8 protein-coding genes and 2 pseudogenes are annotated in these 15,413 nt (G+C 69.3%); 6 read left to right on the top strand and 4 right to left on the bottom strand.

The features are described from left to right. Window positions 1-777: 777 nt before the first annotated feature. Both AB0F77_RS42215 and AB0F77_RS42220 read right to left on the bottom strand, forming a co-directional pair. Window positions 778-1,456, bottom strand: a pseudogene (locus AB0F77_RS42215) (transposase). Window positions 1,457-1,616: 160 nt separating this feature from the next. Beyond that, on the bottom strand, window positions 1,617-2,675 hold the full coding sequence (locus AB0F77_RS42220) for a helix-turn-helix domain-containing protein (protein ID WP_361959840.1): 1,059 nt from the start codon (window positions 2,673-2,675) through the stop codon (window positions 1,617-1,619). Between the two features lie 575 nt (window positions 2,676-3,250). Between AB0F77_RS42220 and AB0F77_RS42225 the strand changes: the two genes are divergently transcribed. The 5 genes and pseudogenes from AB0F77_RS42225 (at window position 3,251) to AB0F77_RS42245 (ending at window position 13,423) form a co-directional block, all read left to right on the top strand. Further along, a complete protein-coding gene (locus AB0F77_RS42225) occupies window positions 3,251-5,284 on the top strand; it encodes an SPFH domain-containing protein (protein ID WP_361959843.1) in 2,034 nt (677 codons plus the stop codon). A 79-nt stretch (window positions 5,285-5,363) separates the two neighbouring features. Beyond that, a complete protein-coding gene (locus tag AB0F77_RS42230) occupies window positions 5,364-10,241 on the top strand; it encodes a DNA repair ATPase (RefSeq protein WP_361959846.1) in 4,878 nt (1,625 codons plus the stop codon). A gap of 144 nt (window positions 10,242-10,385) precedes the next feature. After that, window positions 10,386-10,708: pseudogene (locus AB0F77_RS42235) on the top strand (ATP-binding protein); the annotation flags it as partial. A gap of 166 nt (window positions 10,709-10,874) precedes the next feature. Next, entirely contained in the window at window positions 10,875-12,122 is a 1,248-nt protein-coding gene (locus tag AB0F77_RS42240; protein ID WP_361959849.1) for a cation:proton antiporter, read from the top strand. Continuing rightward, a complete protein-coding gene (locus tag AB0F77_RS42245; protein ID WP_361959852.1) occupies window positions 12,119-13,423 on the top strand; it encodes an ArsB/NhaD family transporter in 1,305 nt (434 codons plus the stop codon). The genes AB0F77_RS42240 and AB0F77_RS42245 overlap by 4 nt, the downstream gene beginning before the upstream one ends. Before the next feature lie 20 nt (window positions 13,424-13,443). Here the strand turns inward: AB0F77_RS42245 and AB0F77_RS42250 are convergent, their stop codons facing one another. Beyond that, the gene (locus tag AB0F77_RS42250) at window positions 13,444-13,926 is read right to left on the bottom strand and encodes a CBS domain-containing protein (protein ID WP_361959855.1); all 483 of its coding nucleotides are present in this window, start codon (window positions 13,924-13,926) and stop codon (window positions 13,444-13,446) included. A 183-nt stretch (window positions 13,927-14,109) separates the two neighbouring features. On the opposite strand from AB0F77_RS42250, the gene AB0F77_RS42255 reads away from it, so the two are divergent. Further along, window positions 14,110-14,745, top strand: coding sequence for a TerD family protein (locus AB0F77_RS42255; protein ID WP_361959858.1), 636 nt, complete (start codon window positions 14,110-14,112; stop codon window positions 14,743-14,745). A gap of 9 nt (window positions 14,746-14,754) precedes the next feature. Here AB0F77_RS42255 and AB0F77_RS42260 read toward each other — a convergent pair whose 3' ends face one another. Beyond that, window positions 14,755-15,108: an STAS domain-containing protein gene (locus tag AB0F77_RS42260; RefSeq protein ID WP_358079751.1), complete on the bottom strand. Its 354-nt coding sequence runs from the start codon at window positions 15,106-15,108 to the stop codon at window positions 14,755-14,757. Between the last annotated feature and the right edge of the window lie 305 nt (window positions 15,109-15,413).

Below are 15,413 nucleotides of genomic sequence, written 5' to 3' on the forward strand. Positions count from 1 at the left end.
ACGACCCGACAGGTCACGACTCCCACGGAATCACCACTGCTATCCCCGACCAGCGGAAACGCACCGATCACGCCCGAAAAGACAACAGCTTCTAATGCCTCAAGCCGCATTGGGAGCGTGGCTGGCTCTCCTGTCGTGACACCCTGAGATCTGGGAGTGGGTCAGGGATATCTGCGATCTGTAATGCGATCGGCTCGAGGGCGCGGTGGTCTTCTCCAATGGCGAGGAGACTGCGATCGCGGCCCGCTCACGCAAGTACATCGGCCGCCCTGCCGTCCCGGGTCGGCACGCCCGGCAGGAGTTCGAGTACTGCCAATACGGCACTGTGTTCCTCGTTGCAGCACTGGACGTGAACGACGGTGAGATCCTTACCCAGAACATCTCCCGCAACGCCCCGTCATCTTCACCGCCTTACCTCACTCGGTTGACGTGGTCGTTGAGCCCGACAAGGAGATCTACGTCGTGCTTGTCGACGGCTACCCGCACACCACAGGACACGCCAAGGAGTGGCTGGTCGGCTACCCGTGCTGGACCTCGCGCATGCCTCCTGGCTCAATCAGGACGAGCTGGTTGGGCAGGCTGCCTTCGCAGATCCATTGGAAGGACCTCGCGGTCTGTTCCGGCGGATCATGCAGGCGCGTCTGTCAATGTTGAACGGTGCATGGACGCGGCTCTGGCTGCCCTGGACGGCGATGCGCGTGAGGCCCGGTTCTGTACTAAAGGGTGTTGCAGAAGGCCGTGTTTTTGCAGGTTGAAGCGGTGTTCGGGCGTGGTCGGTCATGTGGCCAGGGTGAGGTTGTGCATGCGGGCGACGGCCTGGACGGCGTGGTGGAGGCCGTTGCCGCGTTGCCGGCATTCGCGGAGGATCTTGTGGTTCTTCATGCGGGAGAAGGTGTGCTCGATATGGCGCGGACCTTGCGGTGGGGGACGATCAGGCCGGTGTTGATGTAGGCGCCGTCACCCAGGACGGTCACGCCCTCGCAGCGCGCGGCCAGGCCGGACTCACGCCACGCTTTCACGTCCGCCGTGTTGCCGGGCACCGGGCGGGCGGTCGTTACCACCAGGCGGGTCTCCGCATCTACGATGACCTGCACGTTCGCCGAGAATCGGTAGTTGTGCGAGGGTGCTCCGGCCTTGCGGTCGCGGACTGGGATGAGGGTGCCGCCGACGATCCGCAGCCGTTCGACTGCTTCCTGGGAGGTGCGGGCCGGCTCGAGCGTGAGCAGCGGGCCGAGCCGCTGGACAACCCGGCACACGGTCGCGGGCGAGACACCGAACAGTGGGGCGAGCCGCCGGATCGTGAGATTCGTGCGGTGGTACACGGCCACCGGCAGCACCCGCTCGGCCAACGGCAGCCGCCATGGATGACCCCAGCCGCAACCCTCTCCACCGCGTTCCCGCACCGCATTCAGCAGCCGGCCAAACTGGTCACTTCGCAGCCCGTGAACGTCTCCATCTACAACCGCTCGGCCCTCAACACCCCAGTCATACAACGGAGATGCCCAGTCCATTGCCTTCTGCAACACCCTTCAGCTCGCCGAGAACCTGGGTGGGCAGGGTGGCGGCGCAGCCACCGACTGAGGTCTCCATCTCTTGTTCCTCCGGCGCTCACGGCGTCATATGTCGGTGGCGGGCCAGTCAAGCAGCCGTGCCCCGATGACTGCTGTCTGGAGCATGTACCGATGGGTCGGGTCGGCGGGGTTCGCCCCGGTGAGTTTGTGGATGCGTTCCAGGCGGTATGTCAGGGCGCGCACGCTCAGGGAGAGACGCCGGGCCGCCTCGGTGGCCACACAGCCGGAGCCGAAGTAGGCGGTGAGGGTGTCGAGGAGGGGCTCGGCGCCGCCGCGGGCCGTGACGAGTGGGCCCAGGGTGCCCTGGACGAGGTCGGCCATGGCCTGCCGGTCGCGGGTGAGGACGGGGTAGACCAGCAGGTCGGCGGCGCGCAGGACCGGTTCGTCGAGGTCGAGGCGCTCGGCCAGTTCGAGCGCGTTGAGTGCCTCTTCGTAGGACTGGACGACCCCGCTGGGGCCGGGCTGGGGGCGGCCGATGGCGACCCGGCCGCCGTCGGTGGCGGCATGGGCCTGTTTGGCGAAGTGAGTGAGGACATCGGCCTGGTGGCCGGGCGCGATGCAGAGCAATCGGCCGTCCTTGGTGGTGAGCAGGACACTGCGGTCACCGAACCGGGTGATGACGGCCTGCTCCACCCGCCGCGGAACCGGGTCGCCCTCGCCGTAGGCGGTGGCCCCCTGGGCGACGGCGACCGCGTGGGCGTGGGACAGGCGCAAGCCGAAGCGTTCGGCGCGTTCGGAGAGGTGGCCCAGGTTGCTGCGGCCGTACAGGAGGTCGTCGATGAACTCCCGGCGGGCCGCCTCCTCCTGGCGTACGGCGAGTAGTTGGGCGCGTTCGAAGCCCTCCGCGAACGCGTCGACGACCTGCTGAACGGCGGCGAGCGCCTCGTCGGCGGAGCCGGTGGAGGCCGGCCAGGCCGTGCGGGCCGCGGAGAGGTGTGCGCTGATCAGCCCGCGTAGTCCGTGGCCGGCCTCGGCGGCCTGTTCGCCCAGGGCACGACGCGAGGCGATCTCGTCCCGGGTGAGGCGTCGGCCGGTGGCGGAGACCTCGGCCAGTATGCGGTCGTAGCCGTCGAGGTACTGCGCAGGTATCTGTTGTTTCGTCACGGCGTCCCCCGAAATCTTGACGAGCCGCTGACGGCTTCTTGGCGGTCACCGGCATACAGACCTTAATGAATACTGCCGGACACCGGCAATGCGTGGAGCTCCTCGGGTCGAGGAGCATGGCTCGCGGGGAGAACCGCGGAGGTTCCGGTGCCGGAGACCGGCAGGTGCTCGCACCGGAATGCGAATTTGAACCGCGTCCCCACGGACACGAGCGGCGCGGGCCGAGAGGGGGCGCGGGGTATGCGGACGTTTCTGGTGGTACCCGCTGGCCTGCCAGCCATCCTCTCCATCCCGGTCCTGGTGGCGGTGGTGTTCTCCCGACGGCTGACTTCTGGGCGTCCGGCCGACGTCGGCAGCCTCGACGACGAGCCCCCCCGAGTGTCCCGGCCGTGGTTGTTCTCACCGCTGCGCCGGTCCTTCCCGGATGAACTGGACGACCCGGACGAACGCTTGGCGACTTCGTGTGCGCAGTGGGACCGCGCAGCCTGATCCATGCCCCGTCACGCTCCCTCCTCCCTCTTTTTCTCCTTCGCTCCGGAACGCTCGAACTCCTTTACGCCTCAAGGACGTATGCCATGACTCCCATGACCATGGGCATCGGCGTGCTCGTTGCCGTCTGCCTGCTCGCCGTCGCCGTTGTCTCACTGCTGTTCCGCAAGGTGGAGCAGGGCAAGGCGCTGATCGTCTCCAAGCTGCGCAGGGTCGACGTGACGTTCACCGGGCAGGTCGTGCTGCCGGTGCTGCACAAGGCCGAGATGATGGACATCTCGGTGAAGACCATCGAGATCACCCGGGCCGGCCGGGACGGGCTGATCTGCCGGGACAACATCCGAGCCGACATCCGGATCTCGTTCTTCGTGAAGGTCAACAAGACCACCCAGGACGTCGTCAAGGTCGCCCAGGCCGTCGGCACCGCCAGAGCCAGTGACCAGAAGACGCTTCAGGAACTGTTCCATGCGAAGTTCTCCGAGGCGCTGAAGACCGTGGGCAAGCAGCTGGACTTCACCGACCTGTACACCAAGCGTGAGGAACTCCGCTATCAGATCATCGAGTTGATCGGTGTCGACCTCAACGGCTACCACTTGGAGGACGCGGCGATCGACTATCTGGAACAGACGCCGCTGTCCCAGCTCGACCCGGCGAACGTCCTGGACGCCCAGGGCATCCGGAAGATCACTGAACTGACGGCCGTCGAGCACGTACGCACCAACGAGGCCCAGCGCACAGAGGAGAAGGAGATCACCCGGCAGAACGTCGACGCCCGAGAGGCCATCCTGGAGCTGGAGCGTCGGCAGACGGACGCGGAGATCAAGCAGAAGCGGGAGATCGAGACCGCTCGGGCCCGCGAGGAGGCCGAGACGGCGCGAGTGGTGGAGGAGGAGCGGCTGCGATCGCAGGGCGCCTTCCTGAAGACCGAGGAACTGCTCGGTATCCAGCGGGAGAACCAGGCCCGGGAGGTCGCCGTCGCCGCGAAGAACCGCGAGCGGGTCATCGCCGTCGAGAACGAGCGTATCGAGAAGGACCGCATCCTTGAGGTCATCGCCAGGGAGCGGGAGTCCGAGCTGACGCGGATCGCCGCCGACAAGGAGGTCGAGGCGGAGAAGCGTGAGATCGCGGAGGTCGTCCGGGAGCGGGTGGCCGTGGACCGCACGGTCGCCGAGCAGGAGGAGGCCATCAAGAAGTTGCGGGCTGTGGAGGAGGCCGAGCGGGAGCGGCAGGCGGTCGTCATCGCCGCCGAGGCCGAGGCGCAGGAGAAGCTGGTCAAGGACATCAAGGCGGCGGAGGCCGGCGAGCAGGCCGCCGTGCACCGCGCTGCGCAGGAACTCACTCTCGCAGAAGCCCGGTTGAAGACTGCCGATCTGGACGCTCAGGCCAAGCTGCGCCTCGCCGAGGGTGTCCGGGCCGAGGCCGCCGCCGAGGGGTTGGCTGCCGTGCAGGTCCGCGACAAGGAGGCCGAGGTCATCGAGAAGGCCGGACGGGCGGAGGCCGCCGCGTCCGAGGCGCGGCTGCGGGCAGAGGCGGAGGGCCACCGGGCGAAGGCACTCGCCGAGGCCGAGGGCGTCGGCGAGAAGTTGAAGGCGGAGGCCGCCGGCCTCACCGAGAAAGCTGCTGCGATGGCCGCTCTGGACGACGCCTCGCGCGGCCATGAGGAGTACCGGTTGCGCCTGGATGCGGAGAAGGCCGTGCGCCTCGCCGGGCTCGACGCGCAGCGGCAGATCGCCGAGGCGCAGGCTACGGTGCTGGCCACAGGGCTGGAGAACGCCGACATCGACATCGTGGGCGGCGAGTCCCTCTTTTTCGACCGGCTCGTCTCCGCGATCTCGCTCGGCAAGAGCGTCGACGGTTTCGTCCAGAACTCCGGCACCGCCCAGGCGCTTGCCGGGCCCTGGCTCGACGGCACCGCGAGCTTCCCCGACGACCTCGGCCGTGTCCTTGGATCGGTCCCCACGGCCGGCATCCGGGACCTGACCGTGTCCGCGCTGCTGACGAAGCTCATGAGGTCGGGCGCCGCGAACACCGGGCAGCTCCAGCAACTGCTGGACACGGCAGGCGAGCTGGGTCTCGCTGACACGTCCCTCGCTGCCCTCGACGGCAGTGCCAGAGTCTGACCGGCCGTGGTCCGGAGCCGCCGTGCAGGGGATGGCGGCTCCGGACCATGTTTCTTCTTCGACCTGCTGAGAGGGATCCATGACCACCGGCCAGGACACCGGGACATACCAGGCTTCAGGTATCGACATGCCGGACACCGGTGCCTACGAGGTGCTGCGCGCCCGGCTCACCGACCAGGCTGCGGAGCTCGCCCGTCGCGCCGAGGCCCTGAACGCCCGCCGCGCCGCGGAGTTCGGCTCGACGCGCCTCGAACTCTCCGGCACCGGAATGCTGCGCACCGAGCATGCCAGCGTACCCCGGGGCCTCGCCACTGTCGGCGACACCCTCCTCCTCGGCCACGACCCCGGGCCCGGGAGCGCGGCCGGTGACGTTCTTGCGCTTTATGGCCGGGACCTGAACCGGTTGCCCGACGACGCCGTGCCCGGCCTGCTCGACGATCCCGCGTTTGTCCGTGAGATCGCCGACCTCCACCGTTACTACCGCCAGGCCCGGCTGCTCCGACTTCACCGGGTGGACGGCACGCTGCTCGCCGTCTTCCAGATCGGTGAGCAGGCTGTCGACATCCGCGTCCTGCGCTGGGTGCTCACCGATGACGGCCGGGCGGCGTTCGTGGACGCGCGCGGCGACCGCGACCACGTCCTGGCGCCCTCCGTCGACATCGAGTGGATCGAGACGACCCGCGAGGACCACGTCCTGGGCCGTCACGCACACATCCGCGTCGAGGGCGAGGTATTCGTCGGGACCGCCGGCGGAAGGCTGACCGTCAAGGTCGAGAACGACACTGGGACGGGCGAGGGCGTCTACTCCGAGGCGGTCGACGAGCCGCTGCAGTCCCTGGCCGACGCGGATGTTTCCTACGCCCGCGTGGGCACGCTGGTCCTGCTGCGGATCCGCCCCTACAAGGAGGACACCCACCGTCACCTGGTGTTCAACACGCTGACCAGGACCGTCGTCCGCCTGGACGGCATCGGCAGGGCCTGCCGCCGCCTGCCCGAAGACCAAGGCATTGTCTTCCCCGGGGGCTACTGCCTGGCCGCGGGCGCCCACAGGACGTACGACCTCGACATCGCGGACCTGGAGTTCGAGCGCGAGGTCCGCTCCCCGAACGGCGAGGACGTGCTGTACGCCTTCCACGCGCGGGTGACGGGCCGCAGCCTGTTGCTGCCGTACAACACGATCCGCAAGGAGGTCGCCGCGCCGCTGTCCTGTCAAGGCTGGGCGCTGTTCGAGGACGGCACGCTGACGGTCCTGCACGCCGGCATCAACGAGGCCCGGCGGGTGCACTCGCTCCAGCTGTGGACCTCTCCGTACGTTTCTGACACTCATGCGGCAATGCAGCCCCTCGGCGCCGGTCCGCTCGCCCGGGTTGGCAACACCGGCCTGGTACGCGGCATCTCCGACTGCCTGTCCATCACGCGCGCCGTCGCCGAGTCGACACCGACGAGCGAGGTGTACGAGGCGCTGGCCGTCGCGTGCGTGCGTGCGGCCGACAGCCACCACTGGCTGGGCGACCCCGGACTATGTGACCTGCACGAGCCGCTCACACAGGTCCGTGCCACGGCCGAACAGGTGCTGACCGAGTTCGCGACCGCCCATGCCCTCACCCGGCAGGCCGCCGCCGCGCTCACCGAGGCCGACGCGCGGATCGCCGCAGTGGTACGACGCCTGCGCGGCGAGGTCCCGCGCGGCGCCGCAGCCTGGGTCACCGGCCTGACCGAACTCCGGCACGCCCAGGGGCACCTGCTCACGCTCAAGGACATGCAGTACGCGGACACCGCCCGCATCGACGAACTGGCCACCTCCACCGCGGCCGACCTTGCCGCTTTCGGGCAGCGGGCTGTCACCCACCTCGCCCGTGAGGACGCCTTCGCCGGGCACCGGACGGACGTCGAGCGGCTCACCGCCGACGCCGGTGTCATCACCACCGTCACCGAGGCAGAGCCGGTCTCCGCACGCCTCGACGAAATCGCCGACGGGCTGCGCACGGTGACCGAGGCCGTCGCCGGACTCGACATCGGCGACGCCACGGTCCGTACCGCCGTCCTGGAACGGATCACAGAGGTCCTCGGCGGTCTCAACCGCGCCCGCGCCACCCTCGACGGCCGCCGCCGTGACCTCCTCGACCGCGAGGGACGCGCCGCGTTCGCCGCGGAGTCCGACCTGCTCGGCCGGACCGTCACCGGCGCGCTCGCCGCCGCCGACAGTCCCGAGACATGCGACGAGCAGCTGGCCCAGGTCCTCGTCCGGATCGAGGATCTGGAGTCCCGGTTCGCCGAGTTCGACGACTTTCTCGGCACGTTGGCCGACAAGCGCGACGAGGTGCACGAGGCGTTCGCCGCCCGCAAGCAGACCCTCGCCGACTCCCGCGCCCGCCGTGCCGAACGCCTCGCCGACTCCGCCGCCCGTGTCCTCGGGACGGTGACCCGGCGCTCCGCGACCCTCGCGGACACGGACGCCGTCACCACGTACTTCACCTCTGACCCGCTGCCCGCCAAGGTCCGCCGCACCATCGGCGAACTGCGCGAACTCGGCGACCATGTACGGGCGGAGGGGCTCGACGGCCGTCTCAGGGCCGCGTACCAGGAGGCCCTGCGCGCCCTGCGCGACCGCGGCGACCTGTACACCGAAGACGGCCGTACGCTCCGCCTCGGCACCCACCGTTTCATCGTCAACACCCAGCCCCTGGACCTCGCCCTGGTCCCGTACGGAGACGGCCTCGCCTTCGCCGTGACCGGCACCGACTACCGCGCGCCGGTCACCGACCCGGATTTCGCGGCCACCCGCCCCTACTGGGAGCGGCCGCTGCCCTCGGAATCGCCGGACGTCTACCGCGCCGAACACCTCGCAGCCCGGATGCTGGACGAACACGGCCCGGCGGCGCTCTCGGAGGCCGACCTGCCCGACCTGGTCCGGCGTACGGCGGAGGCGGCCCACGACGAGGGGTACGAGCGGGGCGTACACGACCACGACGCCGTGCTGATCCTCACGGCCCTGCTGCGTCTGCACGAGGCAGCGGGCCCGCTCCGCCACCAGTCCGCCGCCCGCGCCGCCGCCCAGCTGTTCTGGGCACACGGCAACACCGCCGACGAGCGCACGACCTGGACCCGCCGTGTCACCTCCCTGGCCCGCGCCCGCGCCACCTTCGGCCTTGCCCCGGACATTAGCGACCTGCAACGGGATCTCGCGGCGGCCATCGGCGGCCCGACCGCGAACGCCGCAGCCGACTACCTCTTCGAGGAACTCACCACCGCTCCCGTCGGGTTCGTCATCAGCGCCGGTTCTCGCACGTTCCTCGACAAGTTCCGCCGGACCGTGGGCACTTCGGCGTACGACGACGACCTCACTGCCCTCGGTGCCCTGGCCGACCGCCGGCAGCTCGTCGAGGCATGGCTGACGTCGTACACCACGGCGACCGGGGTGGACATCGCCCCTGGCGACCTGGAGGAGGCGGTGGCGGCCGAGCTCTGCCCGGATCTGCCCCGGTACGAATTCGACGCACCGCTGTCCGAGACCGTCGAAGGGCTGCTGGGCAGCCACCCGCGCATCAGCCGCTGTATGCTCACAGTCCGGATCGACGAACTCCTCGCCCGTACGCGGTGGTTCCGCACCCACGAGATCCCCGCGCACCGCGCCTACCAGCGGCGCCGCACCGCACTGGTGGCCGCCGAGCGTACGCGGATCCGGCTGGACGAGCATCGGCCGCGGGTGATGACGGCGTTCGTCCGCAACCGGCTTGTCGACGAGGTCTACCTGCCGCTGATCGGGGACAGCCTCGCCAAGCAGCTCGGCACCACCGGCGGGACGAAGCACACCGACACCGGCGGTCTTCTCTTGCTCGTCTCCCCGCCCGGTTACGGCAAGACGTCCCTCGTCGAGTATGTAGCCGACCGTCTCGGCTTGATGCTGGTCAAGGTCAACGGCCCGGCGCTCGGGCACGCGATCACCTCGCTCGATCCCGCCGAGGCCCCGAACGTCACCGCCCGCCGAGAGGTCGAGAAGATCAACTTCGCGCTGGCGGCCGGCAACAACACCCTCCTCTACCTGGACGACATCCAGCACACCTCACCCGAACTGCTGCAGAGGTTCATCCCGCTGTGCGACGCCACCCGCCGCATCGAGGGCGCACGGGACGGCAAGCCGCACACCTACGACCTCAGGGGCAAGCGCTTCGCCGTCTGCATGGCGGGAAACCCCTACACTGCGTCCGGCGGCCGGTTCCGGGTCCCCGACATGCTTGCCAACCGCGCCGACGTGTGGAGCCTCGGCGATGTCCTGGCGGGCAAGGAGGACGCCTTCGCCCTCAGTTTTGTCGAGAACGCCCTGACTGCCCATCCCGTCCTCGTACCGCTCGCCGGCCGTGACCGCACCGACCTCGACCTGTTGGTCCGCCTGGCGGCGGGCGACTCCACAGCCCGCGCGGACCGACTCCTCCACCCGTACCCGTCTACCGAGCTGGAGCGGATCCTGGCGGTGCTGCGCCATCTGCTGACCGTGCGGGAGACGGTCCTCGCGGTCAACGCCGCCTACGTTGCCTCGGCCGCCCAGCTTGACGTCACCCGCACCGAACCGCCCTTCCGGCTCCAGGGCTCCTACCGCACCATGAACAGGATCGTCCAGCGCATCCAGCCGGTCATGGACCAAGCCGAACTCGCCGCTCTCCTCCACGACCACTACACTGCGGACGCCCGGACCCTCACCGATGATGCCGAGGCCAACCTACTGAAACTGGCCGAGTTGCGCGGCACGTTGACCGCCGAGCAGGCCGTGCGGTGGACCGAGGTGAAAGCCGCGTACGTCCGTAACCAGTCCCTCGGAGGTTCGGGGAGCGAGCCGTTCACGCGTGCGGTCTCCGCCCTCGGACTGCTCGCCGACCGGATCGCGGCCGTGGAGACGGCGATCGACCGGGCTGCCGCCCCCGGTACCCGGTACCCGGCCGTGCGGGATGAGAAGACATGACGTCCTTCCTGGTTCCCGTCGCCGCCGTACTGATCGTGGCGGCGGGACGGCGCGCTGGTGTGTCGGGACCGGTGTCGAACGGCGAGGGCCTACTGGAACCGGTTCCCACATGCGCACGACCGACCTGTAGACGCCGATGCGCCGGCTTCCGAGCACAGTCCCGACGGCGGACCCGTCCTGGTCCAGGCCGACGCCATTGCCGAACGCGTCGAGGCCCGGGTCGTGGACCGTGGCCCAGGCGTACCCGACGATGCCAAGGAGCGTGTCTTCGAGCCCTTCCAGCGCCATGGTGACGCTCCGCGCGGCACCGGGTGGGATTCGGCCTCGCGGTCGCCCGCGGCTTCGCCAAGGCCATGGGCGGCACTCTCGTGGCCGAGGAAACCCGGGGCGGCGGGCTCACCATGATCCTCACCATCCCCGTGGCAGCCGGCGCGGCCGTCGGCCGGACGCCGAGAGCTGTCACGTAACCCCGCGCGCGATGCCCGTTGCCGGGCACCGGCAACCTGGCGTCCGCGACGGTGCGCGTATGCGTTCTGTCAAAGACGCATCAAGAACAGATAGGGTTCCCAGCGGTGTGCCGGGAAGCCTGGTCGGCGAGCAGAGGTGTTTTCTCTTCCGATCGGGGTGTGACCGGTGGTACTCGTCGCTGTCTTCGGTGTGGCGCTGCTGATCGCGGTGCTGTTCTCCGGGCTCGCCGCCCGCACCGTGCTGTCCACCTCCCTCCTCTTCCTCGTCGGCGGCGCGCTGGTCAGCGACGGTTTCCTCGGGCTGATCCACATCACGCCGGACAGCGGGATCGTGTCGGCCACCGCCGACCTGGCGCTGTTCGCGGTGCTGTTCACCGACGGCCAGCACGTCTCCTTCCGCAAGCTGCGGACCAACTGGCGCAATCCAGCCCGCGCACTGGGGCTGGGGATGCCGCTGGCGCTCGTCTTCATGGCACTGGTGACCCACTGGCTGGTGGGTCTGGACTGGACGACTTCCTTCCTGGTGGGCGCGGTGCTGGCGCCGACCGACCCGGTGTTCGCTTCGGCGATCGTGGGCCGCAAGGAGGTCCCGGCCAAGTTGCGCGAACTCCTCAACGTCGAGAGCGGCGTCAACGACGGCCTCGCCCTGCCCGTCGTGCTGCTCCTGATCACCGCTGCCGGCCCCACCACCGCCGGTCGCACGGACGCGGCGTCGATCGGGCGGATCACTCTGGAACTGGCCCTCGGCCTGGTCTTCGGCGTGCTGCTCCCGCTGCTCGTCAATGGTCTTGCACGGTTCCGGCTGCTGGGCGCCGAGCCGAAGCTGCAGCCGCTGCTGCCGCTGGCCACCGGCGTCATCCTGTACGGTTTGTGTCACCTCACCCATGCCAATCCCTATCTGGCCGCGTTCTCCGCGGGCGCCGTGCTCGCCGCTGTCTCCCCGGAGGCGAAGGAGGCGTTCGAGCCGCTGGGCGAGGCACTGGCGGAGTTGGCGAAGTTCGCCGCGCTGCTGGTGTTCGGAGCGCTGCTGACGCCGGGACTGTTCGGAGACCTGCCGTGGCAGGGATACCTGGCGGTGGTGCTGGCGATCGTACTGATCCGCCCGGCATCATTGCTGATCTCACTGACCGGCGCCCGGTTCGAGCGGCGGGAGAAGATCACCGCCGCGTGGTTCGGGCCCAAGGGCTTCGCCTCGGTGGTGTACGGGCTACTGGTGCTCCAGTCGGGCATCCCACACGCCCAGGACGCGTACACGCTGATTGCCGTGTGTATCGCCTTCTCGATCGTGGCGCACTCCAGCACCGACGTACCAATCGCCCGCATGTTCGACGTCGAAGACTTGGTCGGTATCCCGGACGGCGGGCCCGGCCCCGCAGAACCGCAGGCCGAGGTGGGGAGAAAGACCGCCGTATGAGCGATTGGCAGAGCTGGGCGGCCGTGATCGTGTTCGCGGGCGTGTACGTACTGATCATCAGTGAGCGCGTGCACCGCACGGCCGCAGCGCTCGGCGGCGCCGGACTGATGCTCGTGATCAACGCCACTGACGACAAGGCGGCGTTCTACTCCGAGCACACCGGCGTCGACTGGAACGTGATCTTCCTGCTACTCGGGATGATGGCGATCGTTGGCGTGCTGCGGCAGACCGGCCTGTTCGAATACCTGGCGATCTGGTCGGTCAAGCGAGCCCGTGGCAGGCCCTTCCGGGTGATGGCGATGCTGATACTCATCACAGCGACGGCGTCCGCGCTCCTCGACAACGTCACCACGGTGCTGCTGGTCGCCCCGGTCACCCTGCTGGTGTGTGAGCGTCTCACCTTGGCCGCAGCGCCATTCCTGATCGCCGAGGTGTTCGCCTCCAACATCGGCGGCATCGCGACCCTCGTCGGCGACCCACCCAACATCATCATCGCCAGCCGCGCCGGACTGACCTTCAACGACTTCCTGGTCCACCTAGCCCCGGCCGCCGCCGTACTGACGGTGGTGCTGCTGGTGCTGTGCCGGGTGATGTTCCGCAAGGCGTTCGTGTACGACGAGGAGCGCGCCGCACAGGTCATGACACTGACGGAACGTGAGGCCATCCGCGATCCGAGGCTGCTGTGGCAGGGGCTGGCCGTCCTGGTGCTCGTCGTCGCCGGCTTCGTCCTGCACCCGGTGCTGCACTACGAGCCGAGCGTGGTCGCCCTGCTCGGCGCGGGTCTGCTGGTCGCCGTGTCGAAGGTGGACACCCGGGATGTCCTGGGCGAGGTGGAGTGGCCCACCCTCGCTTTTTTCGCCGGCCTGTTCGTCATGGTCGGTGCCCTGATCGAGACCGGGGTCATCGGCGACCTGTCCCGCGCCTTGGCGGACGCCACCGGCGGCCGGGAACTCGGTGCCACGCTCATCCTGCTGGGCGGCTCGTCGGTGCTGTCCGGAGTCGTCGACAACATCCCCTACGTGGCCACCATGGCGCCCATCACCGCCGATCTGGTCAAGGCCATGGGCGGCGCGGTCGGCGGCCACCACGTGCTGTGGTGGGCGCTGGCCCTGGGCGCAGACCTGGGCGGCAACGCCACAGCGATCGGTGCCAGCGCCAACGTCGTCGTCCTCGGCATCGCCGAACGCAACAGGCAGCCCATCTCCTTCTGGCAGTTCACCAAGTACGGCCTCGTCGTCACGACCGCGACCGTGGTGATCAGCGCCCTGTACCTGTGGCTGCGGTACTTCGCCCTCGCCTGAGCCGGTGCCGGCGAGATCGCTCAGGCGGGCGGCGTACTCGCCGCGCCCGCCTTGCCCAGGAGCTCGTGCAGCAGGCGCGAGGCGGTGACGACCCCGAGCAGACGAGTGCCGGCCTTGTCCTTCGTGGCCACGGCTACCAGGGGGCTGCGTGCCCGCGCCATCAGCGCGGCGACCTCCAGCGCGGTGTCGTCCGGGTCGGCGATCGGCGGCGCGGATGCCGTACTCGACAGGCAGTCGCCGACCCGGCGTCCCGCCAGCGCCTGGCAGAGCCGGTCGGCGTGCTGCTCGTCAACCACCGCCGCCAGCGCGGGATCCTCGACGACATACGCCGGGACCATCAGTCTGACCATCTGGGAGGCCGGCAGGATCGCCTTCGGTTCCCCGCGCTCGTCGAGCACGAGCAGCGCCGGCAACTTGTGTTCGGCCATCAGCCGCGCCGCCTCCAGGACGTCGCTCTCGACGCTCACCGACCGGTACTCCACCGCCAGATCACGTGCGCGCACGGCCGGCTCCCGTCTTCCCGAAACGTCCCCGTCCCCAGGTTCCTACTCGGCCCGCCCAGCGCGCCAGGCCATCAGGGAGAAACATACCCAACCTGAACACCATCTTGGGCGCCCCTGTCCCACCCTTCCGCCCCGCTCGCTGAGAAGGACGTGAAGGAAGCATCAATTCGCTGGTCGAAGGCCATACTTCACGGTGGGGGCCGACCGGGCCCTCAGCGGTCCGGTGCGGGGAGGCGACAACCGGTGAGCAGTTCCGGCGGGGGACTCGGCAAGGTCGAGGTACGGCTGAAATGGGACCCGAGTCCTCTCGGGGAACCTGCCCGGCATCTCGACATCGTTGCCGCGACCTACTCCGCGGACGATCCCCACGGGCAGCCTGTGTACATCGTCCATTACGACAGCAGGTCACCCGACGGCACGATCAACATGACCCGGCACAGCCAGACCGGCCAGGGCTTCGGCTATGTCGAGGTGATGGTGCTGGAGTTGGACCGTCTCGCCGCCGCCTTCGGGCGGGTCGTGGTGGGAGTGGTCATCCACCAGGACGGCGGACGCCGGACCTTCGGCGACATCCACAACGCCGGAGTATCGGTCGTCCAGCGCTACACCGAACTGCTGGCCGACGACTTCATCCAGGTCGCCGACTCCACCGCCACCACCGTGGCCGAGTTCGTCAGGAACGGCTCGGCGGGGTGGGAGATGCACGAGATGGTCCGGGGATCCGGCAGTGATCCTGTGCCCTTCACCCTGGAGATGGGCGGTCTGCCCCGGCCACCCGCAGGCGACGCCCCGGAGGACCGTCCGACCGGGACGGCCTGAGCACGCCGATCAGGTACCACCGCCCGACTGGGCCGCCAGCACACGGGCGAGACCGATCTGGTCCAGGACCAACCGGGCCCGCTCGTCGGCGTGAGTGACGACCACCCGGGTGTCGCGGGCGCGCGCAGCACGCAGTGCGACGAACAGCGCTCTGCAGCCGTCCGGACTGAGGTACGTCACCTCGCCGAGATCGATCTCCAGGACTTGCGGTCCCGCGTCGATCAGCCGGACCAGGCGCAAACCGGTCGCCCGAGCGCTGCGGGCGTCGAGCTCACCGCGCAGTCGAATGACCTCACGCGTCGAACGGTCGCGTGAGACGGATCGGCGGGGGAGTCGGGGGAAACACGAGCGGAAGAGGCGCATCGGGGGCTCCGGGCAGCGGAAGACGTCCGCCGACCAGACTTCCCGGCACACCTGCTGTAAACCATATCGGGAATGACGGCAGGCGGCCCGTTCCGTACCGCGGTGCGAGCCGGGCGTCGCCGCAGTGCCTCTCTGGGAGGTGCGGGTGCTTTCAGGGCGGCGGGATCATTCGGCGGCGTTGTGGTGGCGGCTGCCGGGGCCGGTCCGCAGGCTGGGCGAAGTGGACGAACGCCGTGCACATGTCGGCGGCCGAGCTCTGGGAGGACCGTGTGACCGCTACGTCGCCCGCAACCGACGCACCGCCG

This window comes from Streptomyces sp. NPDC026672 (assembly GCF_040638185.1).
GTDB lineage: Bacteria > Actinomycetota > Actinomycetes > Streptomycetales > Streptomycetaceae > Streptomyces.